The sequence below is a fragment of the Bacillus sp. 7_6_55CFAA_CT2 genome, assembly GCF_000238655.1.
GTDB classification, from domain to species: Bacteria; Bacillota; Bacilli; order Bacillales; family Bacillaceae_G; genus Bacillus_A; species Bacillus_A cereus.
Genome location: NZ_JH414711.1, coordinates 143513 through 167884, shown reverse-complemented (window position 1 = coordinate 167884; position 24372 = coordinate 143513). Strand labels below are relative to the sequence as shown.

The window sequence follows — 24372 nt, the reverse complement described above, 5'->3', positions numbered from 1 at the left end:
AATTACATCGCTTCTTTTTTCTGTCCGATAACAGATCGTTCTAAAATCTCTGTCACATCAAGAGTTTGAACTTTCTCTTCTACCTCTTTCGCTTTCGTTCCATCACTGATCATCGTTAAGCAATATGGACAACCTGTACCGATAATGGATGGCTGTACAGCTAATGCTTGTTCTGTACGAGCAACGTTAATACGTGAACCTGTTGTTTCTTCCATCCACATTAAGCCACCACCTGCACCACAGCACATTCCCGTTTCACGGTTACGTGCCATTTCTACAAGATTCACCCCAGGAATCGCTTTCAAAATGTCACGTGGCGCTTCATACACTTCGTTGTATCTTCCTAAATAACAGGAATCATGGTACGTAACTGTTTCTTCAATAGCGTGAACAGGCTTTAAGCGCCCTTCTTTCACCCACTGAGCTAACAATTCTGTATGATGATAGACTTCTGCTTGCAAGCCAAAGTCCGGATACTCATTTTTAAATGTGTTATAAGCATGAGGATCAATCGTAACGATTTTCTTCACTCCTGCCTTTTCAAATTCTTCGATATTCTTTGTCGCCATCTCTTGGAATACAAATTCATTTCCAAGGCGGCGTGGTGTATCTCCAGAATTCTTTTCTTTATTACCGAGAATTGCGAATGAAATGCCTGCTTCGTTCATTAACTTCGCAAACGATATCGCAATCTTCTGACTACGATTGTCGTATGATCCCATTGAACCAACCCAGAATAAATACTCGAATTCCTCCCCAGCTTTTGATTTTTCTTTTACAGTTGGAACTATTACTTCGTCATCACCTTGGCGCCATGTTTCACGCTCTTTACGGTTCAGCCCCCACGGATTTCCTTGACGCTCGATATTTGTCATCGCGCGTTGTGCTTCCGCGTCCATTTTCCCTTCAGTCAAAACGAGATATCGACGTAAGTCAATAATTTTGTCAACATGCTCATTCATAACTGGGCATTGATCTTCACAGTTACGACACGTTGTACATGCCCAAATCTCTTCTTCTGTAATAACATCTCCGATTAAACTCGGATCGTAAGCGAGCGTTGTAGACGCTGATTCTTGTTGCCCTTTTCCAGCTGCCATCATCGCTAACTGATTTCCTTGTGTATTATTGAAGGCAACTACTGGAACCCACGGTGCTTTTGATGTTACCGCAGCTCCTTTATCAGTTAAATGATCGCGAAGTTTTAAAATTAAGTCCATCGGTGATAACATTTTTCCTGTTCCTGTTGCCGGACACATATTTGTACAACGGCCACACTCTACACAAGCGTATAAGTCAATAAGTTGATTTTGTCTAAAGTCTTCAATTTTACCAACACCAAACGTTTCTTGCGTTTCATCTTCAAAATCAATCTTTTCAAGCTTCCCTGGGTTTGAAAGACGACCGAAGAATACATTAGCTGGTCCTGCAATTAAATGCGCATGTTTTGATTGTGGAACATACACTAAAAAGGTTAACAAAATTAGTAAATGCACCCACCAAGAAAAATAGAACACTGAAATGGCTACGGTTTCATTTATCCCGCTAAAAACGTAAGCGATTGCAGAAGCAATTGGTTCACTCCATGAAAGCTCCTCGCCATGCCATATAAGTCCCATACCGTTACCAAGTAGCACAGAAATCATTAAACCACCGATAAAAATAAGAACAAGACCTGATTTGAAGTTACGTTTTAAACGAACAAGCTTTTCTACATAACGTCTATGAAAAGCCCAAAATACTGCAATTAAAATAACAAGTGTGACAATTTCCTGGAAGAATGTAAATGCAGGGTATAGTGGTCCAAGTGGAAGATGTGATCCTGGTGCGAGTCCTTTCCAAACGAAGTCAATTGCTCCAAATTGGACAAGAATAAATCCGTAAAAGAACATAACGTGAATGATGCCGCTTTTCTTATCTTTCAGCAGCTTTTTCTGACCGAAAACATTGACCTTAAGGAGATCCCAACGCTCTTTAAAACGACGGTCAAACTCAATTTTTTTTCCTAATTGTATGTAGGCCATTCTCGTCCGTATAAGATATACAAACAAATATCCTGCATAAGCAATAACAGCAATGGCAGCCAGCCAATTAATAATCAGTAAGCTATTCATTTTTATGCTACCCCTCTCTTTGTAAGCCCTCTTTCTTTTTGAATCTTCAAAAATATATAATTTTCTGAATTATATCCCCTATCCCCATTATATAATGAGTGAGCATTCAGTCAACAGTTTTTTGTTATAGAACAACACATTTTTTCATAAAGCTGTTTATTTCGGTGAAACTATAAAGTGAAACTTTAATCAGTAGGGGCGGTTCTTCCCCCGCTGATTATTAGTTGAACCAATCGGGCTTTTACGGGCAGTTGATTTCCTAACTAGCTTCTGCTTATTCATCAATTTTTGAAATAGGAAGCTTACTGCCCGTTAAAGCGGGGTAAAGTGAAACTTTAACCAGTACAACATCTATCCTCTAAAGAAATTTATAATAACAGCCGTGCTACCCATATCATTTGTAACACACTGAAGGTGAAAAGAATGCGAAGGAGGGAATTCACTGATGCTCTACTTATCTCTTTTGTTAATATCCGTTGCTCTTTGGATTACAATTGACCTTTCATACGGGCGACTTCTTCATTTAAAACGAGTAAGCTCTCGCACTTTCCCTTTACGTCAAAGTGATTTTCGCCTTTATACATACGGGAAAGATTTATATGACGCTTTATTTACTGACATAAAACAAGCACAGCACCACATTCATATTTTATTCTTCATTGTAAAAAACGATAAAATCAGTCGTGAATTTTTAAAATTGTTGATTGATAAGGCTCAGGAAGGAATTGAAGTACGACTTTTACTTGATCGATTTGGCAGCCATTCTTTATCAAACGAAGCTATTCGCTCCCTGCAAAAACATGGTGTATCTTTTTCATTTTGTCATAAGGTAAAATTTCCTCTTCCTTTCTTTTCTGCCAATCAAAGAAATCATAGAAAAATTACAGTGATTGATGGGAAAACCGGCTATATCGGGGGATTTAATATTGGCGAAGAGTATCTAGGGCATAATGAACACTTAGGATTATGGCGAGACTATCATTTACGTCTTACAGGAGAAGGGGTTCAAGATTTACAAAAGCAATTTTTACATGATTGGTTTGATGATACGAAACAGAATTTATTGGATGCTTCTCTTTATTTTCCAAAACAACAACCAGGTACCATCCTGCATCAATTTATTCCGACTGATGGTGCTTATTTACAGCATACTTTTTTACATTTAATTAACGCGGCAAAAAAAGAAATCTGTATCGGTACACCATATTTCATTCCTGGAAAAAAAATTATGAATGCCTTATTAAAAGCAAGAGAAAGAGGGGTTCAAATCACAATTCTTGTTCCAGAAAAAGCTGATCACCCTCTCGTTCGGGAAGCAAAATTCCCGTACTGCCGAAAATTAATACAGGCTGGTTGCAATATTTATGCATTTCAACAAGGTTTTTTTCACGCCAAAATTATTATAGTGGACGATGATATTTGTGATATCGGAACGGCAAACTTTGATATGAGAAGTTTATATATTAATCATGAAATAAACTGCCTGTTATATAATAAACATTTCATTCAAACAGTAAAAAATAAATTCCATGAAGATCTAGAGAATGCATCCGTACTTTCCTATAGCGATGTAAACCCGCCTTCTCTTATCGATAGAGGAAAGGAATGGATTGGAACAATGTTTGCTTTCTTTTTATAGGAAAGACAATGAATAAAAGAGGTGTATCTCATATGATTATACGGTTTGGATATGTCTCACATGCAATGGCACTCTGGGACTGTTCTCCTGCCAAAACAATGACGTTTACAAGCTTTAAGAAACTTAGCAAGCAAGAACGAGAAGACAAACTGTACCATATTATAAGGCAAAATTTAGAGCACACAATACGTATCCTTCATTACAATATAGCACATGAAATCCCACTATATCGCCTATCGTCTTCCATCGTCCCACTTGCAACACATCCCGAAGTCGAGTTTGACTATATTGGGGTATTCACACCACTTTGGCATAAAATAGGGGCTTTAATTAAAGAACACAATTTACGAATAAGTTTTCATCCGAATCAATTTACGCTATTTACAAGCGACAAACCACATATTACTACTAACGCTATTACGGATATGACTTATCATTATAAAATATTGGATGCTATAGGCATTGCAGATTCTTCTTACATTAATATTCATGTAGGTGGAGCCTATGGAAATAAAGAAAAGGCAATTGAGCGCTTCCATGAAAACATAAAAAAACTTCCTACACATATAAAAAAACAAATGACTCTTGAAAACGATGATAAAACCTATACAACCGCTGAAACTTTATCAATTTGCCAAAAAGAAAATATCCCATTTGTATTTGATTATCATCATCATATGGCCAATCCTTGCGAAGAACCACTAGAAGAGTTGCTTCCTGCAATTTTTGAAACTTGGTCACATACAAATATCTCTCCTAAAGTTCACATTTCCTCCCCGAGATCGGAAAAAGAATTTAGGGCCCATGCTGAATATATCGATTTAGAGTTTATTAAGCCTTTCTTACACATTGCGAAAAAAAACAATCATAATTTCGATATTATGATTGAAAGTAAACAAAAAGACTTAGCACTATTCCAATTAATAGATGAACTTTCTGCTATAAGAGGAATGAAAAGAATAGGTGGTGCAAAGTTACAGTGGTAAATTGTAACTTTGCACCATTTTTTCAAAAAAGTAATTTTTATAGTAAAAAATATTCTATTTTATATGCTATTATTTAAATTAGCATTTTCTCCCCGAGATTCAACTTTATTGAAACGGAGTCACAATATGATTAATCAAAAAAAGTATATACAATCTGTCATAATATACATATTTATATTTGCTCTTTGGATATTCCTTATACCAAATGAGTCGTATATAAAAGAAATCGGGATTCTTTTCTTATTCTGTTTCGCTGCACTTTTTTCTTGCTATTGCTTATGTAAAGCGATTAGAAAAATGACGCATGGTGATAAATTATTTTGGATTTTATTATTATGTACTTGTCTATGCGGGTTAGCTATGGAGATAACTTTATTTCTTCCTTCACTTTCTATTCATAAGCAAGTTATATTCTCATATAAAGCATTACCTTTTTTTATCATACAATATGTTTTACTCTTTGTTGGATTTGCTATAAAGTTTATAAAAATTTACTCTATTAAGGGTCTTGCTCAATTTTCATTCGATAGCATCTTTATTGTTATTATGAACATTTATTTCACTTTAACTTTTATCTTGGACCTTTCAAACTTCCGTATGTTAACAAAGGAAACTTGGATTTTAATTGGCTATTTCATTGCACAATCATTAGTAATTTACGCCGTTATTAGTCTATATAGAAGAGAACAATATTCTTCGAGTAGAATCGCATTAATTATCGGTTTCACTATTATACTCGTATACGGTTACATTCATCTGTTTCAATTAAATTTTGGGATGAAAACTTCTCCTGAATTTAATTATTTAATACACACTGCTTCTATTTTATTAATTGGACTTTCTTCCATACTATATATCTTGGATAAACCAATGCAACATGAAACGAAAGCAAAATATTATCGATTCGATTATGTACGTTTTATACTACCTTATTTTAGTATAATTATTACTTTTTCCTTTATTATCATTCAACCTTGGGATGATAAATTTATGTTAATTGGTCTCGTATTATCACTTATTTTGTTATTCTTGCGGCAACTTTACATGTGGAAAGATAATCAAGCACTAATCCTTACATATGAACAGTTGACTACACAACTAGAGGACGAAGTTGAAGAAGGTGCATTTGCATTATCAAAAAGTGAACAACGCTATAAGTCTTTATTCGAAGATCATCCCGATGCCGTTTTCTCTTTAAATATGAATGGCATTTTTCAACAATCTAATAAGGCATGCGAAAGCTTATTTACTGCCTATTATTGCGAAGTGGCAAGCTATTCTCTGCTACACTTCATTGATTCAAAAGACCACGAACTACTGAAGAAGGCTTTACAAATAACAAAGGAAGGTAGGCCACAAACGTTAGAAGTTCGTACAAAAGAACAAGAAGGCTATTATTATTATCTTCATATTACACTTATCCCTACTTTTATAAACAAAGAAGTGGTCGGAATGTTTGGGATAGCGCGTGATATTACAACTTTATATGAAAAACAAAAACAAGTAGAGCATTTAGCCTTTCACGATGCACTTACTGGATTACCAAATCGCCGAAAGTTCGAAAAAGATTTAAAAGCCATTTTAAATACAGCCCAAACTAACGCAAATGATGTTGCCGTCATATTCCTTGATTTAGATCGATTTAAAAAAATTAACGATAGACTTGGTCATGACGTCGGAGATTTATTATTAATTGAAGTAGCAAAAAGATTACGCGGTTGCTTGCGTTCAAAAGATATCGTCGCTCGCCAAGGTGGAGATGAGTTTACAATTCTATTACCAGAAATGTACTCAGAAAAAAGTGCAATTTTTATAGCTGAACAGATTTTAACTATTTTAAACAAACCATTCTTCATTCAAGGCGAAGAACTCTCTATTACACCAAGTATCGGAATTGCGATGTACCCTGATTATGGAACTAATGTAAATGAGTTAATGAAAAATGCTGATATGGCTATGTACCGTGCGAAAGCAAATGGAAAAAACAGATTTGTTTTCTTCTCAAAAGAAATGAGTATCGCTCAAAATGAAATTCAATTCTTAGAAGGTGAACTTTCAAAAGCATTACAACAAAATGAATTTTTCCTTGAATACCAGCCACAAGTAAGCACAAAAACAAAACAAATTATCGGTTTTGAAGCATTAATACGTTGGAAGCATCCAAAACTCGGTATCGTATCTCCTGCCCAATTTATCCCTCTAGCAGAGGAAACTGGTTTTATTATTGAACTTGGCAATTGGATTTTACGTACTGCCTGCTTAGAGGCAAAAAGATGGCATAATCAAGGTTTTTCTCACTTAAAAGTTGGTGTAAATTTATCTGTTGTTCAATTTAACCATGCAGATTTAATCCCAACTATTTCAAAGGTGTTGGAAGAAACAGAACTGAAACCAGAAGCACTAGATATTGAAATTACGGAAAGCATCGCAATTAATCAAAATCAATCTGTAGTTGCAAAACTAGAACAACTTCAAAATCTCGGTATTCAAATTTCAATCGACGACTTTGGAACTGGTTATAGTTCTTTAGCTTATTTAACAAAATATCCAATCAACACATTAAAAATCGCTCGAGAGTTTATTTGTGGAATTACAACTAGCCCTTTAGAAGAAGCAATTGTCTCTTCCATTATTACACTATCAAAAGAACTAAATTTAGAAGTGATTGCAGAAGGTGTAGAAACAGAAGAAGAATGGAAATTTTTACATAAACAAAATTGTGATCACATTCAAGGATTCTTTATTAGCAAACCTGTTTCTAGTAAAGACGTTTGGATGTTACTCCATAAAAAAACAACCGTCTAAGTAAGACGGTTGTTTTTTAGAACTCAAAAGGTACTTCATTAGCTAATTGTATCTCTTGATTATTATGAGAAATTATTTGGTTTTTCTCTAATGCTGTATCTCCTAATGAAATACCCCATGCCATCGCTAACGTTAGTAAACTACCAATAAGTAGTTTTTTCATATTCCATCACCCGCATTTTTTCTTTAAATATATCATGAAAAATTATCCAGACTTTATGCAATTATGCATATTTGTTCTTTATGTCTTTTTTATTTCTTCATTTTTTTTATAAGTGATTCTTTTAATTCATGGTTTCCTAATATATCAAAAAAGAAGCATGCTTTTTCGTAAGCATCTTCAATTTCTGCTCTATCACACCCAAGTTTTGCTAAGCATTCACCTTTTCGAAAGTATAACTGTCCAATCAATGTCATACTGTTAATTTGACACGATAGGTCAATGGCTTTATTTGCGTGACAAAGCGCTTCTTCGTATTGATTGTCTATGTATAATGCTTTTGCATGATTATGTCTCACCTTCACATCAAACTCTTTATTATCATGCAATGCCTCTAATTGTTTTAATATATTTTCAAACAAATCAATACCCTGCTTCAAATAGCCGTTTTCAGCATAAATGTTTGCAATTGCGTTTTCAATATAAAGGTTCTGATATACATCTATTCCTACCAGTTGTTGATTGAGCAATTTCTTTAATTCTAAAATGCAATATTCGTAATCGATTTTTTTCAATACGTAAGCAGCTACATAATATTGCCATTGAAGAAATTGCTGAAGCTCGGGATGATATTCTTCCTTTTTCAATTCATTGCATACTCTATTATAAATTTCTTTATATTTTTTTTGCTTACAAAGTAGAATAATTTGATCTTTTAACTGCTTATTCCTCTCAATATCAGAATAAATGAGTACCTCATAAAAATGAATGATGGGAACTTGTAATTTTGCTGCAATACCTTGCAATATATCCATACTTGGGTATACCGCGCCCGATTCAATTCGACTTACTTCCGATTGATGACATATGTTCTCGGATAACTGTTTTTGTGTTAATCCTCTCATCACCCTAATTTTCTTAATTTCACTTCCTAATTTTTCTGCGTGCATACTTACTCACCATCCCATTATAACAATCTAGTTTTTTAAGTTGTCATACCACTACAATAATGTGAATTCGACAATTTTTGATATGAAATAATGCATAATATATATATAATTCGGCAAATTTTTCATACAATTCATCTCACATACAATAATAGATTAGGAGTGTTATAGATGAATTATAGAAAATTTGCTAGTGCTTTCGTTACGTTCGGTCTCCTTTGTCCTTTATCAACAAAAGCTATTCATGCCCAAGAATTAGATAAAAATGAAGTCAAAGTTGAAATTGCTCAGCCTGGTTTAACAATTGGAAAATTAACAGAACCTCAAAATGATACGAAAGAAAATATTGCGAAAAAGTATTTAAAAGGTGAGGTAAACGGGGCTAAAGCTCAACAAGAACAAGTCACTACTGAAAAAAATGTAGATTTCCAACCTACAAATAAAGAAACCAAAGAAAATCAAACCGAAGTTCGCCTTGCACAAACATATAAAAACTATAAAGTATATGGCCAAGATCTCATTGTAAAAGTAGATAAAAATGGAGTGATCACAACTGTTAGTGGTAAAGTTGTTCAAAATTTAAATCAACAACCTAATCTTACTATAACAAATTTTTTGTCGAAAAATGAAGTAAAATCTAAATTACGCGATATAGTTCAAATTCCAAGTGATGCAGTTGAGACAGAATTCTCTAGCGAAACCGTTGTTTATAAGAAAAAAGATGGCTATTATACATTCGCAACTGTTATTACATTTACTTATGAAAACAATGAACAAATTATAAACGGCAATGCTATCGTTGATTTAAAAACTGGCGAAGTACTTTTCCAAGAAAAATTCATTAAAAACAAAGAGAATAAGACTATAAATCAAGTAACATCACCTAGATTATCCCCTGCAAGTGAGCAAGGAACTGGGAAAAATGCACTTCAAGAAAACATCTCTTTCAATATTGCCAAAGGAACTGATGGGAAGTTTTATTTAGCAGATTTATCACGCGGAAATGGTATTTATATTTATAATGCAAACTACGCCGATTCTCTCGGAGGATATAGTCGAGCTGGTTATCCAGGGACACTAATTTCAAGTAGCAATCCTAATTTTGCAGATAAAGAAGCCGCGGGCGCTATGAAGAACATGAGTGATATTTACGATTACTTTAAGAAAGAACATAATCTAAAAAGTTACGACAATAAAGATTCAAAAGTTGTTGCTAGTGTACACGGTTTTGATTCTACTGAAGTTAGTGATGGTGTAAAAGAAGACTATGTAAATGCATTTTGGCATCCCGCTTGGAACCAAATGGTATTTGGTGATGGTTTAGACGGAAAACTAACATCCGCTCTTGATGTAACAGCTCATGAATTTGGACATGCTGTATTCAGTGGCACGACGAAAAATAAAGTCGTGAGATATCCAAGCGCTGAAACATCTGCACTAAACGAGGGATTAGCGGATTTCTGGGGTACACAAATCGAATATTACGTAAAGAAAGATAAAGGAAACTGGATTATGGGCGATACATTAGGTGACCTAACAATTCGTGATATCCCAAGGGAAATTGGTGACGGCGGTCATAAACTATATACAAATTTACAAGATTTCTATAACGATGGTAATAATCAAGAATCACACGTGAATTCTGGTATTATCAGTCACGTATTATATCAATTAGCTGAAGGTAAAACATATAACGGTGTTGCTGTTCAAAAACAAGGAAATGAAAAAGTAAGTAAAGTTGTTATGCGTGCATTGCAAAATTATGCAACTTCCGCTGAAGACTTTGAATCACTTCAATCTCACATCGTACAAGCTGCAAAAGATCTATATGGCACTGCCGTATCAAATGAATTTGCAAAAACATTTGAAGCACACGGTTACAAACCGTTACAAAAAGTAAATCAAGTAATAGAAGTACAATAATTATAAAAAGAAGGTTACCTCTCATAGGTAACCTTCTTTTTTATATCCAACCCTTTTCTTCCGCAATTGTAATTGCTTCAATTCTATTTTTCGCATCAAGCTTCGCTAATACTTCAGAAATATAATTACGTACTGTACCCGGCGAAAGATAAAGTGCCTTCGCAATTTCGTTTGCCGTCTTTCCTTCTTTCGCAAGCAACAGTACTTCCTTTTCGCGATCTGACAACGGATTTTGCTCCTGCCATAAGCCAAACATTAAATCTTGGGAGACCTCTCGTTTCCCCTTCATTACATTACGAATTGCTGCCGCTAAATCTTCACTTGGGCTATCCTTTAATAAATAGCCGTGCACACCAGCTTTCATTGCTCTTTCAAAATATCCCGGCCGTGCAAATGTTGTTAAAATCATTACTTTGCATGATGATTTTTCTTTCTTTAAAGTCTCAGCGACATCCAATCCACTTTGAATCGGCATTTCAATATCCATAATACTTACATCTGGCTTTAACGATTCAATTAATTTTAACGCCTCTTCCCCGTTCGCAGCTTGCCCAATTACTTCGATATCATCTTCTAGATCAAGCAGGGCCCCTAATGCACCACGAAGCATCCGCTGGTCTTCTGCAATAATAATTCGAATCATGCCCTCACCTCATCTTTTCCTGTTCTAATAACAACTGGAACTTTTACCGTTAATAACGTCCCTGGATTGATTGTACCTAGTTCAACAAATCCATCAATAAGAGCAATTCGTTCTTTCATGCCGCGAATACCATTTCCATCATGATTTTGATCTGTTAAACCGATTCCGTTATCTTCTACTTTCAAAATCAGTTCACCTTGTGATTCTAATACAGAAACTGCGCACCGCGTTGCCTTACTATGTTTTACAACATTTGTAACGGCCTCACGTAAACACATCCCGACAATATTTTGTTCAATTGGTGATAACGAGCTCGATCTTGCTTCTTGCCTCACTTCTAATTCAATATTAGCTGCTTGTAAGATCGCTTTTATTTGCTCTAGCTCTTCTTCTACCGTAATCATACGCATATCAGAAATTAATTCTCTCAGCTGTTTTAAGGCGGTACGAGAAGTTTGTGTAATTTCCTTCGCTTCCGCACTTGCACGCTCTGGATTTTTCACAATTAACTTCTCTACAAGCTGGCTTTTTAAAGTAATAAGAGATAACGTATGCCCTAATGTGTCATGAAGATCTCTTGCAATTCGCTGCCGTTCTTCACGTTTTACTAAATCTTTAATTTGCTCGTTCGCCTCATCTAATTGATTTCTTAACATCTTTTTCTGATTAAAATTACGCATACCAAATGGCGTAAGAAGCATTAAGATAAACATCGGAACGATATTTACTAAACTTGTAGTTGTTAGTTGATTCATATTTGCAAATAAAAATGCTCCAAGCATTATAACTAACGAGCATAACAGCACTCGAAATACTTTCTTATTTGGCGCAAATCCCATCGCACTTGCTGTGAAAAAGCCAAAAAATATCATAAAAGGATTATAAAATAAAGCAAATAAAAAGATGAGTATCATTTGAATGCATGCCCATAAAATAAACGTCTTCTGAACAAAATATAGCTGACGGTATGTGATAATAAAAAGTATCAACATACTGCCTCCTAGCACAAGCTTCCATCCTGATGCTTGTGCTAAGTGATAAATTGGAAATAATAGATAAACAAACCACATGTACGGAAAAAATCCCATATGTTTCGGAAAAATCTCAATCCTCTTCTTCTCTATCATTTATACCGCTTCCTGTCTTTTTCTTATATATATTGATACTACAACAAATATAAGGAAATAACCTCCTAATACCGCGATATTTTCCCATCCAATTGATTTTCCAGCTACAATATCCCACGCACCACTTCCGAAATGGTATGTCGGTGTCCATTCACCAATCGTTCTTAATATTTTTGGGAATACTTCAATCGGCATCCACAACCCGCCAACTATAGCTAAACTCATATTTAAAATATTTGCTAAGCCAGCAGCTGCGTCCGCCTTCTTAATGGAACCTATTACTGTTCCTAACGCTAAAAATGGTGTTACCCCTAACAATAACCATAACCCCGCACCTATCCATTGCCCTACCGTTAACTCAACATGATTAATTAGTATCCCTGCAATAAAAATAACTAATATTGAAAAAGCATTTACTACTGTTTGAGCGATAATTTTTGCTGTTAAATATGCTCCCTCTGGAAGTGGTGTAATTTTTAGAAGATGTGTCCATCCTTGCCCTCTTTCCTGAGAAAGTCTCACACCAAAACTAAAGAGTGCAGTCCCTACAATACTGAAAGTTGCCATCGAAATTAAATAATGTGCTTTCCACGCATCTCCGTTTTGTGGTACTTGAACAACATTTGTGAAAATGTAGTAAAACATAACAGGCATTAATAGTGAGAAAAAGATAAATAATTTATTGCGGAATGTGCGTAAAATTTCTATTTTGCACTGCATCCATAACGCTCTCATGCGATTTCCTCCTTCTGATTTGCAACGAATTGTTCAAATGCCTCATCAAGACTTCCACGTTCAACTGAAACATCTGTTACAGGTAAACTCCTTTGATAAATGGCTTTTAAAGTTGCATCCGTATCCTCCGTTGTTAAAATGAAGCGGCCTTCGTTTGACTTTACTTCTATTACATTTGGTAATTCCTTTAGTAATTTTGTAGGAATGCTTTCCTTTGAGTAAAATGTGATTGTTTTTCTCGAAATCGTTGCTTTCATTTCGTCTGGTGTACCATCTGAGATAATCTTTCCGTTCGCAAATAATAAGATACGATTTGCTAAAGCATCTGCTTCTTCTAAATAATGCGTCGTTAAAATAATCGTTTTCCCTTCACTTGCTAACTTTCGAATCGTTTCCCAAAACGTTCTTCGAGACGTAATATCCATTCCGACTGTCGGCTCATCTAAAAATAACAAATCCGGATTTCCCGCAAGTGCAAGCGCAAAGTTTAACCTTCTTTTTTGCCCACCTGATAATTTCTCACATCTTTGCTTTCGCTCTGATTCTAAATTTGATAACTGCAGTAACGTTTCTTTCTCTATAGGATTCGTATAATAACTACGGAATAACTCAATTGCCTCTTCCACCGTAATACTATCAATGACACTTACTTCTTGCAGCATCGCACCGAGGCTATTACGAACATCTTTATGCTTTGGACTCTTTCCAAATATAGAGACCTTACCTTCCGTTGGTTCCTTTAATCCAAGCATCATCGACATCGTCGTTGTTTTCCCCGCACCATTTGGACCAAGCAACGCTACTATTTCCCCTTTATTTACATGAAATGAAACATTATTTACTGCGTTTTTATGTTTAAATGTTTTAGAAACACCATTTACTTCAATAATCTTTTCCATCTCTCCACCCCCGCTGTTTCTTATATTTACATTGTATTACTTGGAAAACTTAGGAAACAGTATAGTGCGTCATAACATCGATATGACAATTGTCATGTATTCTTTATGAGAGGAATCAACCCGCATACCGCAAGCGAGTAGCAGGACGAAAATAAACATGATACAATCGGATAAGATATATATTCGAGGAAGGACAGTGGTTTTCATGATTATTCGTAATGAACAAGATTTAGAAGGCTTACGAAAAATCGGCCGCATCGTTGCGCTTGCACGTGAAGAAATGAAAAAACAAGCGAAGCCAGGTATGACAACGAAAGAGCTTGATTTGATCGGTAAAAAAGTATTAGATGAGCATGGTGCTATTTCTGCACCTGAAAAAGAATATGATTTTCCAGGTGTAACTTGCATTAGTGTAAATGAAGAAGTTGCTCATGGTATTCCAGGAGATCGTGCATTAAAAGAAGGCGACTTAGTAAACGTCGATGTATCTGCTGCACTTGATGGCTATTATGCAGATACAGGCATTTCATTTGTTCTTGGAGAAGACGAGGCAAAAGAAAAACTTTGCCAAGCAGCGGTTGATGCATTTTGGGCAGCAATGAAAAAGGTTAGAGCTGGCTCAAAACAAAATCAAATTGGTCGTGCTGTTTCAAACTTCGCACATAAAAGTGGATACAATGTTATCCAAAACTTAACTGGTCACGGCATTGGTCTTAGCTTACATGAAGCACCAAATCACATTTTAAGTTACTATGACCCAATGGATAATGCGCTTCTAAAAGACGGTCTTGTTATCGCTGTAGAACCGTTCATCTCTATGAAAGCTGATCATATTATTGAACGTGGTGACGATGGTTGGACATTCGTTACACCAGATAAAAGTCTTGTTGCACAATGTGAACATACCGTTGTCGTAACACGCGGTGAACCAATAATCTTAACAGAAATCTAATACCAAAAACGGCTGTTTTGTAGATTTATTCCACATAAAACAGCCGTTTTTTATTTTTGGGAAAATATGTGAACTAGTGTTGAACTCTTTATCATTTAAGTATATAATCTTTAGCGGAGGTTACTTAAGCTTATCTTTACTAAAAAGATATTGTAACTAAGGAGTAAAACACCTTCTTTGCTATTGTTTAAACAGGCTCAAAAATGACCGTAGTAACGTGTTAGTCGAATATTCTGTAATCCTTATATTTCTCTAACAATGTAAGAAACTATCACCTTTCAACTTCGGTCCACTAATCGCACAACTCTCTTTAGACAAAATAAATGACTATTTTCAAAGTACATATTGTCTTCATTCTGACCAAAACCAACCCTATCTAGATTTTTATTTCCACATAACTTTAAGGCAAAAATAAGCCTTCACAAAGGGATACACTACATTGGTTAGTATGTATCGTAAAACTTACCTTTATAACCATTCTTTTTTACTAGATATACATGAAAACTATCTCACATATAAAGGTCTGATATCATTATTTATATCAGTATTTTTTTCGACATTTTTTGTCGAATTGTGTATATTTCCATAGAACTGTGTAAATATACATTTTGTTTTACGTTAAATAATATTGCTTTGAACATAATTCTGTTTGTCTGAGAACGCGTATAGAAACGGAGGGATAACAAAAATAAATAGCTTATAACAAATACTTTTAATATTCCATTTGTTCATGTGGAATAAGTCCCCAATGGACAAATGAATGTTCAGAGGAGGAAAAATGAAAAAACTTTTTAATGTATGTTTAATTGTATTCGTACTATTTTCGCAACTTGCTAGTTTTCCATACAATCAAGTAAGAGCGGAAACCTTAACAGGAGATTCCTTATTTGACACTGTTGAAATGAAAGATGCAACGAATCATATTATTGACGAAGCATTAAATCCTAAAAACTTAATAAAGATAGGATCAATCATTCACCTAGAATATGCTTGGTCAATAAAAGATCATCAAATTGCACAGCAAAAAGACGCAACAGTTCTTCAAATACCTAATGTATTAAAAGTAAAAAATGACCAACAAGGAAACTTGATGGCAGATCAACAAATTATTGGTCAATATTTTGTTACGGCAAACGATAACAAAATAAAAGTAGTCTTTAACAATTCAGTAAAAGATTCAAAAGGTGTTAAGGGAAAAATTAAATTTGACACTGTATTCAATCCAGATTTAAAACCTGGCATAAAAGCTGTCCCACTCACTTTCCCTCTAGGTACAGTAGCTAAGACTATCTCAGTTCCTGTTCAAGTAGATAACCCTACTTCACCTACTATTAATAGTGATGCCGCTAAGCAGACTACCGAAGAGCAAAAGAACGGTGTCACACAGCAACCTATGGAACAGCCAAAGGATGGGAATCCCCAGCAGCCTGCGAAACAACCAAAAGATGGTGAGACACAACAACCTGTTGAACAACCAAAGGACAGAAATCCTCAGCAACCTGCGGAACAACCAAAAGACGGGAACACTCAGCAACCTGCGGAACAGCCAAAAGATAGTGAGACACAGCAGCAACCTGTTGAAAATCCAGATCCATCACCTAAGCAAATTAAAGAAAATATTTTAACGAGCGTAAAATTAACAGATAAAGACGGAAAACCATTTAATGATACAGATAATCGTCCAAATCCTGATTCTGCTGCCAATATCGATTTTACATGGGAAGTTTTAGAATCATTAAAAGTAAAAAAGGGAGATTACTATATTTTCCAACTACCGGAATATTTTATCGTCCACAACACCATTACACAGCCTTTAGTTGATGGAACAGGACATGAAATTGGGACGTTCGTTGTTGACTTAAACGGAAAAGTAACTATGACTTTTAACGAGTACGTTGAAGACAATCCTAATATAGATGGTCATTTAAAAGTTGGTACGGAATTTAATAAAACAAAAATTAAAGGGACTACGGAACAAAAAATTCCTTTCCCAATTAAAGAACAAGACGTTATTATCGAGCTTGATTTCAAACCTAATGTAAAGAAATCTATGAATAAAAAAGGGATACCTGATAGACCGATTAATACGAATCAAATCAATTGGACAGTCGAAATGAACAAAACAAAAGACATTCTTACAAGCGCTGTCTTCCAAGACAATATTCCAAATGGAGCTAGTCTCAATGAAGATTCTATTAAAGTTTATGAGTTAGAAGTAGATATTAACGGGAAGACAACTCGTGGAGCCGAAGTTAGTAAGGAAGAATATACACTCACTTCATCCTCCGATAAATTAAATATCGCTTTTAAAAAGGAAACGAAAAAAGCATATCAAATTGAATATGCGACAAAAATTACTGACGAAAGTGTTACTAGTTTCAAAAATGAAGCAAAAGTATCCAGCAAGAATCAAGGAGATGTATCCGCAAATGCAACTGTAACTGTTTCACGCGGTACACATCTAGAGAAAACTAGTAAATATAATCCAAAAACACAAACAATTGAATGGACAATTACTTTCAACGGTGACCAGAGAGATATTAAACAATCTGATGCGCTTTTAAAAGACATTTTGGACAAAGCTCATAAAGTTGATGCAAGTTCTATCGTCGTTAAAAATGCTTCTTATGATAATAACGGAAAACTTGTTACAGGTGACAACGCCACAAACTTTACTGTAAAAGAAACCGATGAGGGATTTGATTTACAATTTAATGAAGATATTAATAGTGCCTATGTAATTACTTATACATCGAAAGCCAAGAATGATGTTATACAAGATGGCGAAATCGAAAATACAATTATTGCAGATGGAAAATGGAGTAAAACAAACAAAGTTACATTACAACAACAAAACATCATAAAGAAACATAATAAAAATGCAAACGATACAGATTACAATAAGAAAACAACGAAATGGACAATTATTGTAAATGATAACAATTACGTGTTAAATGATGCTGTTATCACTGATACGTTTGACTATAGTGGACTTACATTACAAAAAGATAGTTTCAAAATTACTGATGGATCAACTGAACTGAAATTAGACTCTGATTACACACTTGATGTAACAGCTGACGGATTCAAAGTAACACTAGCTGGTATTTATAAGTCTAATATGGATAAAACTTTAACCATCACGTACACAACAGACTTTAATTACGAGACTCTATCTAAAAAAAATAGATAATAAATCATTCAAAAATACAGCAGAGTTATCATGGAAAGATACAAATGGGAACGATAAAAATAGTTCATCCCATGATAGATTCAATCCTGACGGCTATACAAAAGGAAACGGATTTAAATACGGTTCTTACAATGCCCAAACGAAAGAAATCAAATGGGACATAGGGTTTAACTATAATAACAGGACTATTAAAGACCCTTCTATCGTTGACGTACTAGAAAACAATCAAAAACTTATACCAGACTCCATTGAGATTCATCATATGGAATTAACTGGTGGTGCAGACGGTTATAAATTAGGGGCACTTGTTTCCCCTGACGAATATACGGTAGAAAATGCAACGAAAGATAATAAAAATACATTAACAATTCATTTTAAAAATGAAATTAAAACAGCGTACCATATCAGCTTTAAAACTTCACTCGCAGGTGAAGAAATTAATAAGCGCTATGATAATTACGCCAAATTAAAAGATGGATCGGAAACTATCGCCAATATTCATGGTGCATTCGAGATCAAAAATGGTGGTAGCGGCGTTACGAAAAAAGCAAAACAAAATGACAAATACATTGATTGGAGCGTTTCTATTAATGCAAGCCAATCAACGATTGAAAATGCTGTCGTAACAGACGATCCGACAGACAATCAAATTCTCGATGAAAAGTCATTCCACCTATATGGGACAACAGTAGCAGTGGATGGCACTTTAACGAAAGATACAACAAACGAATTAAAAGAAGGAAAAGACTATAAACTCAAAATAACAACAGACAACAATACGGGGAAACAACAATTTACAATTGAATTTCTTCATACTATTGATCGAGCTTATATTTTAGAATACCGTTCACTCATTAATGCAGACAATAATGAAAAGGTAAGCAATAAAGCGAAGATTACTGGTAATAGTTTGAAATTAACAGAGACTGAAAAAATTGAAGAAATAGTAGTTAAAGTATCTTCTGGATCTGGAGGCGGTTCTGCTACTAAGGGACGCGGAAACCTTCAAATTAAAAAAGTAGATCATGCAGATCCAAATAAAATTTTATCTGGCGTAGTATTTACTTTATTCGATCGCACAGGTACAACTGCTATTCGAACAATTACAACAGACGAAAATGGTATCGCTCAGTTTAATAACTTAAAACGCGATGAATATCTGCTCAGAGAAATGAAAACTCTTGATGGCTATGTCATTAGTAAAGAATTAAAAGCAGGTAAACTTGTTAAGCTTGGTGCAGAAGAAACTACAACATATACTCTTAAAAACGAGAAATTTGTTGGAAAAGTAGTACTTACAAAGACTGATGCTCATAACAAAGAAAAGCTTAAAAATGCAGTTTTCTCTCTGCTTGATCAAAACCATAATGTCATTCCTGAACATAAAGAATTAATAACAAATGATAAAGGACAAATTACTGTAGATAATTTAAAACCAGGAACTTACTATTTAAAAGAAATAAAGGCTCCTGAGCATTATCAATTAGATGATCGACTTATTGAATTTACAATCGAGGAAGATCAAACAACAGTAATTAATAAAACGGCCCAAAACAGCTTAATTAGAGGCTCAGCTATCCTAACAAAAGTTGATAAAGAGGGTAATACTTTAGAAGGTGCTGTATTTAGTATACGGGACCAAAATAACAAAAGAATTCCTGGTTATACCAAATTAACGACAAATGGTAACGGACAAATCGAAGCGAAAAATTTACTTCCTGGAGAGTACCAGTTTGTTGAAGAGAAAGCACCTGAACATTATGATATAGATAAAAAACCGCTTAAATTTACAATTGAAAAAAGCCAACAGAAAGCACTTACTGTTACCGCGACAAATCACCTCATTAAAGGTGGTGTCACTTTAACGAAAGTCGATGATGTCGATGGCACTGCCCTTGAAGGTGCTGTATTTAAAATTGTCGATGCGAATGACGAGAAACAAGTAATTCGTGAAAATATAAAAACAGGTTCAGATGGAAAAGTTACCATTAAAGATCTAGAGCCTGGTGTTTATAAATTTATCGAAACAGAAGCTCCTAAGGATTATACGTTAAGTACAAACCCTATCGAGTTTACAATTGATAAAAGCCAACAAGCTCTTGCTACTGTTACGGCAAATAACAGCTTAAAAACGGGCGAAGTTGAATTATTAAAAGTTGATGAGTTTGGTGAGAAAAAACCACTTGAAGGTGCAGTATTCAAGCTTGTCGATACAAATAATAATGACGTTTCCCCTTACACTAACTTAACTACTGATAAACACGGTAAAGTTAAAGTTAGTAACCTACGTCCTGGTACGTATAAATTCATTGAAATAGCTGCTCCTGAACATTACGTTTTACGAGCAGAACCTATTGAATTTACAATCGATAGAAGTCAGAAAGAAACTCTACTTGTGAAAGCTGAAAATGCTTTAAAACCAGGAGATGTTGAATTAACAAAAGTTGATGATATCGATGGTACAGCTCTTGAAGGTGCTGTATTTAAAATTGTTGATGCAAATGATGAAAAGAAAGTCATTCGCGAAAATGTAGAAACTGGTGCGGATGGTAAAGCTATCGCTACTGGCTTACGCCCTGGCGATTATAAATTTATCGAAGTAACAGCACCGAAGTATTACGACAAAAATACAAAACCAATTAAATTTACGATTACAGAAAGTCAAACAACTCAGGCTACTGTTACCGCTAAAAACAGCTTAACAAAAGGCGGTATTGAGTTAACAAAAGTGAATGCTGCAGATGAAAAGGAAACACTTGAAGGTGCAGTATTTAAAATCGTTAATAGAGATACTAATGAAGATGTTCGTACGGACCTTGTTACGAATAGTAAAGGAAGGCTAGTTGTAGATGACTTACGTCCTGGTAACTATAAACTTATCGAAACAAAGGCTCCAACTTATTACGATGTAAATGTAGAACCAATTGAATTTACAATCGAAAAAGGACAACAAAAACTCCTTCCACTTACATTTAAAAATAGTTTAACGAAAGGAAAAGTTAAACTTATTAAAGAAGATGATGTGGAAAGTAGTAAAGCTCTTGCCGGCGCTGTATTCACATTGCAAGACGCAACTGGCAAAGAAATTATGAAAGATTTAACAACAGATGATCACGGAGTATTAGTTATTCCTGATTTAGCACCAGGGGATTATCAATTTATCGAAACAAAAGCCCCTGAACATTATAAATTAGACAAAACACCTATTAAGTTCACAATTAAAAAAGCTAGTAAGGAAGATCTTCCTATCCCTGTTACTGTAAAAAATAGTTTACTTACAGGTGGCGTCACTTTAACAAAAGTTGATGATGTTGATGGCACTACTCTTGAAGGTGCAGAATTTATAATCGTTGACGCTCATGATACTAAAAAGGTAATTCGCAAAGGTTTAACGACTGATAAAAACGGTAAAATTACTGCTTCTGATTTACGTCCTGGAGACTATCAATTTATTGAAGTAAAAGCTCCAAAAGACTATACCTTAAGCAAAGACCCTATTCCGTTCACTATCGAAAAAAGTCAAAAAGAGAATATTACTGTTACCGCTACTAACAGTTTAAAGAAAGGTGCAGTAACATTAACAAAAATTGATGACATCGATCGTACGATGCTCGAAAGTGCAATCTTTAAGATTGTGGATATGAATGGTAAGGAAGTTCATACGAATCTTGTTACAGATAAAAACGGTAAAATTTCTGTTTCTGATTTACGCCCTGGAGACTATCAGTTCATTGAAACAAAAGCTCCTGAGCACTATGTATTAGATGAAACAACGATTCCATTTACAATTGAAAGAAGTCAAACGAAAGAGATCAATGTTACAGGCAAAAATGCTTTGAAAAACGGTAGCGTTGAACTAACAAAGATTGACGATATTGATATGAATACAAAACTTGCTAACGCCGTATTTAATTTATTAGATGCAGACGGAGAGCTAGTTAAAGAAGGCTTAAAAACAAATGATGAAGGTAAAATTGTTGTTGAAAACCTACGTCCTGGTACGTATCAATTCGTTGAAACAATTGCTCCTGAACATTACGATTTAGATAAAAAACCTATCGTATTTACAATTAAAAAGAGCCAAACTGAAACTCTTCATGTCACTGCTACAAATGCTTTAACAAAGGGTGCAGTTAAACTTTCTAAAGTAGATGATGTTGATGGCACTGTTCTTAAAGATGCAGTATTTAAAATTGTTAATATGAACGGTGATGTAGTTCATAAAGACCTTGTTACAAATGAACAAGGAATAATCGAAATTAACGACCTACGTCCTGGTGATTACCAATTTATCGAAACGAAAGCTCCGAAGCATTACGTTTTAGATGAAACACCAATCAAATTCACTATTGAAAAAGGACAGAAGAAAGCTATTTCTTTAACTGCTACAAATAGCTTACAACAAGGTAGTATCGAATTACTTAAAGTTGATGATTTAAACACTCAAACAAAACTTGCCGATGCGGTATTTAATTTACTAGATCAAGATGGCAAAGTACTTAAAACAGATTTAAAAACAAACAGTGAAGGTAAAATCGTTATCGAAAACTTACGTCCTGGTACGTACCAATTCGTTGAAATAACGGCTCCTGAACACTATGATTTAGACAAAAAACCAATTATATTTACAATTGAAAAAAGCCAAAAAGATATTGCTACCGTTACTATGAAAAATAGTTTAACAAAAGGCGGCGTGGAACTTTCTAAAGTGGATGACGTCGATGGCACTACTCTTGAAGGCGCAGTATTTAAAATTGTGGATATGAATGGCACTGTAATTCGCAAAGATCTTGTTACGAATCAACAAGGTAAAATTAGCGTTTCTGACCTACGTCCTGGTGATTATCAATTCATCGAGACAACGGCTCCGAAACACTATGATTTAAACAAAGAGCCAATTCCATTCACAATCACAAAGAGCCAAGCTGATCCTATCTCCGTTACAGCTACAAATAGCTTAACGAAAGGCGCTGTGGAACTTTCTAAAGTAGATGATGTAGATGGTACTGCTCTTAAAGATGCGATATTTAAAATTACTGATATGAATGGTAACGACATTCGCACTGAGCTTACAACAGATGTACATGGAAAAATTTCTGTTTCTGATTTACGTCCTGGGGACTATCAGTTTATTGAAACGAAAGCTCCTGAACACTATAAATTAGATAGTACACCTATTAAGTTTACAATTAAGAAAAGCCAAAAAGAAAAGCTCCAAGTTACTGCTACAAATAGCTTAACTGAGGGTGCTGTAGAATTAATAAAAGTGGATGATATAAATCCAGATACAAAACTTTCTGATGCAGTGTTTAACATCATCGATGCGAAAGGTAAAATTGTTCGCACTGATTTAACTACTGATAAAGATGGGAAGATTTCAGTTTCTGATTTACGTCCGGGAGATTATCAGTTCATTGAAACGAAAGCTCCAACTGGCTATGATTTAAACGTTAAACCAATTCCTTTCACAATTACGAAAGGACAATCTCAGGTTACCTCTGTTACAGCCTTAAATAGTTTAACAACAGGTTCAATTGAGTTAACTAAAGTTGATATTGATCACCATGGAACACTTGAAGGTGCCATTTTCAATATTTTAGACCAAGATGGAAAAGTCATCCGAGAAGGTTTAAAAACAGATCAACACGGAAAAGTAATCGTAAATGATTTGAAACCTGGTAATTATCAATTAGTAGAAACAAAGGCTCCTAAAGGCTATCAATTAGATGCATCACCAATAAACTTTACAATTGATAAAGCCCAAGCTAAGCCACTACAAATTACAGTTTCAAATAAAAAAATTGAATCTTCTTCAGGTGGAGATGACAAGCCAATTACTCCTCCAAATAAAGAAGATAACAAAGGCAATGAAACATCTGAGAAACACGAAAACGGAACTTCTGAAGAACAAAATAATGAAACACCTGAGAAACACGAAAACGGAACTTCCGAAGAAACATCGAATAAAACAGATAACAAACAGCAAGATGATCGAAATACGGATAAGCACCTTCCAAATACAGGTCATAAAGAAGACCCTACACAAACAGTAGGTATTGTTCTTCTACTAGCTGGATTATTAAGTATTTTAGCTACAAAACGCAAAAAAAATTATTAATAATTTTTTCACATCCAATCAATCTCTCAATTGATTGGATGTTTTTTTATACAAAAAGGACGATACATAAAGTATCGTCCTTTTAACGGGGTGAGGCTGCCCAAAAGTACGGAAAACCTTTGAACAGCCTC

General features: G+C 34.7%; 12 protein-coding genes and 1 pseudogene. 6 read left to right on the top strand and 7 right to left on the bottom strand.

Annotated elements, in window-relative coordinates; all coding sequences use genetic code 11:
* Positions 1 to 2 precede the first annotated feature (2 nt).
* A complete protein-coding gene (locus tag HMPREF1014_RS21420; RefSeq protein WP_001086775.1) occupies positions 3 to 2114 on the bottom strand; it encodes a (Fe-S)-binding protein in 2112 nt (703 codons plus the stop codon).
* Between the two features lie 445 nt (positions 2115 to 2559).
* Here HMPREF1014_RS21420 and cls point away from each other — a divergent pair, with 445 nt between their 5' ends.
* From cls to HMPREF1014_RS21405, 3 genes are all read left to right on the top strand, one after another.
* Positions 2560 to 3753, top strand: a complete 1194-nt coding sequence (cls, locus tag HMPREF1014_RS21415) for a cardiolipin synthase (protein ID WP_000966427.1) — start codon at positions 2560 to 2562, stop codon at positions 3751 to 3753.
* A 32-nt stretch (positions 3754 to 3785) separates the two neighbouring features.
* Positions 3786 to 4739, top strand: a complete 954-nt coding sequence (gene uvsE / locus HMPREF1014_RS21410) for a UV DNA damage repair endonuclease UvsE (RefSeq protein WP_009327426.1) — start codon at positions 3786 to 3788, stop codon at positions 4737 to 4739.
* Positions 4740 to 4865: 126 nt separating this feature from the next.
* A complete protein-coding gene (locus tag HMPREF1014_RS21405; protein ID WP_000609933.1) occupies positions 4866 to 7544 on the top strand; it encodes a DUF4084 domain-containing protein in 2679 nt (892 codons plus the stop codon).
* 16 nt (positions 7545 to 7560) lie between these two features.
* Here HMPREF1014_RS21405 and HMPREF1014_RS21400 read toward each other — a convergent pair whose 3' ends face one another.
* A complete protein-coding gene (locus HMPREF1014_RS21400) occupies positions 7561 to 7707 on the bottom strand; it encodes a quorum-sensing peptide PapR (protein ID WP_000734726.1) in 147 nt (48 codons plus the stop codon).
* Between the two features lie 89 nt (positions 7708 to 7796).
* Positions 7797 to 8654: a helix-turn-helix domain-containing protein gene (locus tag HMPREF1014_RS21395; RefSeq protein ID WP_000542924.1), complete on the bottom strand. Its 858-nt coding sequence runs from the start codon at positions 8652 to 8654 to the stop codon at positions 7797 to 7799.
* 168 nt (positions 8655 to 8822) lie between these two features.
* Between HMPREF1014_RS21395 and HMPREF1014_RS21390 the strand changes: the two genes are divergently transcribed.
* Positions 8823 to 10574 (top strand): M4 family metallopeptidase, encoded by a 1752-nt coding sequence (locus tag HMPREF1014_RS21390; RefSeq protein WP_001109498.1) that lies wholly within the window; start codon positions 8823 to 8825, stop codon positions 10572 to 10574.
* A 40-nt stretch (positions 10575 to 10614) separates the two neighbouring features.
* On the opposite strand, the gene HMPREF1014_RS21385 is transcribed toward HMPREF1014_RS21390, so the two are convergent.
* From HMPREF1014_RS21385 to HMPREF1014_RS21370, 4 genes are read right to left on the bottom strand one after another with little or no spacing between them, the layout of a single operon-like run.
* Positions 10615 to 11217 carry a response regulator transcription factor gene (locus HMPREF1014_RS21385; protein WP_000619259.1) on the bottom strand — a complete coding sequence of 201 codons (603 nt, stop codon included), beginning with the start codon at positions 11215 to 11217 and terminating at the stop codon, positions 10615 to 10617.
* Positions 11214 to 12344, bottom strand: coding sequence for a sensor histidine kinase (locus tag HMPREF1014_RS21380; protein ID WP_000570609.1), 1131 nt, complete (start codon positions 12342 to 12344; stop codon positions 11214 to 11216). Before HMPREF1014_RS21380 ends, HMPREF1014_RS21385 begins: the two co-directional genes overlap by 4 nt.
* The gene (locus HMPREF1014_RS21375) at positions 12345 to 13079 is read right to left on the bottom strand and encodes an ABC transporter permease (RefSeq protein WP_001202431.1); all 735 of its coding nucleotides are present in this window, start codon (positions 13077 to 13079) and stop codon (positions 12345 to 12347) included.
* Positions 13076 to 13978: an ABC transporter ATP-binding protein gene (locus HMPREF1014_RS21370; protein ID WP_000411131.1), complete on the bottom strand. Its 903-nt coding sequence runs from the start codon at positions 13976 to 13978 to the stop codon at positions 13076 to 13078. The genes HMPREF1014_RS21375 and HMPREF1014_RS21370 overlap by 4 nt, the downstream gene beginning before the upstream one ends.
* A 157-nt stretch (positions 13979 to 14135) precedes the next feature.
* Between HMPREF1014_RS21370 and map the strand changes: the two genes are divergently transcribed.
* The gene (gene map, locus HMPREF1014_RS21365; protein WP_142238203.1) at positions 14136 to 14930 is read left to right on the top strand and encodes a type I methionyl aminopeptidase; all 795 of its coding nucleotides are present in this window, start codon (positions 14136 to 14138) and stop codon (positions 14928 to 14930) included.
* A gap of 778 nt (positions 14931 to 15708) precedes the next feature.
* Positions 15709 to 24241 (top strand): annotated as a pseudogene (locus tag HMPREF1014_RS31380) (SpaA isopeptide-forming pilin-related protein).
* Positions 24242 to 24372: the final 131 nt, after the last annotated feature.

What these genes read in the sequence shown, in the direction of transcription:
- HMPREF1014_RS21420 (WP_001086775.1), bottom strand. Translation starts at nt 2,114, where the DNA reads ATGAATAGCTTACTGATTATTAATTGGCTGGCTGCCATTGCTGTTATT.
- cls (WP_000966427.1), top strand. Translation starts at nt 2,560, where the DNA reads ATGCTCTACTTATCTCTTTTGTTAATATCCGTTGCTCTTTGGATTACA.
- uvsE (WP_009327426.1), top strand. Translation starts at nt 3,786, where the DNA reads ATGATTATACGGTTTGGATATGTCTCACATGCAATGGCACTCTGGGAC.
- HMPREF1014_RS21405 (WP_000609933.1), top strand. Translation starts at nt 4,866, where the DNA reads ATGATTAATCAAAAAAAGTATATACAATCTGTCATAATATACATATTT.
- HMPREF1014_RS21400 (WP_000734726.1), bottom strand. Translation starts at nt 7,707, where the DNA reads ATGAAAAAACTACTTATTGGTAGTTTACTAACGTTAGCGATGGCATGG.
- HMPREF1014_RS21395 (WP_000542924.1), bottom strand. Translation starts at nt 8,654, where the DNA reads ATGCACGCAGAAAAATTAGGAAGTGAAATTAAGAAAATTAGGGTGATG.
- HMPREF1014_RS21390 (WP_001109498.1), top strand. Translation starts at nt 8,823, where the DNA reads ATGAATTATAGAAAATTTGCTAGTGCTTTCGTTACGTTCGGTCTCCTT.
- HMPREF1014_RS21385 (WP_000619259.1), bottom strand. Translation starts at nt 11,217, where the DNA reads ATGATTCGAATTATTATTGCAGAAGACCAGCGGATGCTTCGTGGTGCA.
- HMPREF1014_RS21380 (WP_000570609.1), bottom strand. Translation starts at nt 12,344, where the DNA reads ATGATAGAGAAGAAGAGGATTGAGATTTTTCCGAAACATATGGGATTT.
- HMPREF1014_RS21375 (WP_001202431.1), bottom strand. Translation starts at nt 13,079, where the DNA reads ATGAGAGCGTTATGGATGCAGTGCAAAATAGAAATTTTACGCACATTC.
- HMPREF1014_RS21370 (WP_000411131.1), bottom strand. Translation starts at nt 13,978, where the DNA reads ATGGAAAAGATTATTGAAGTAAATGGTGTTTCTAAAACATTTAAACAT.
- map (WP_142238203.1), top strand. Translation starts at nt 14,136, where the DNA reads ATGATACAATCGGATAAGATATATATTCGAGGAAGGACAGTGGTTTTC.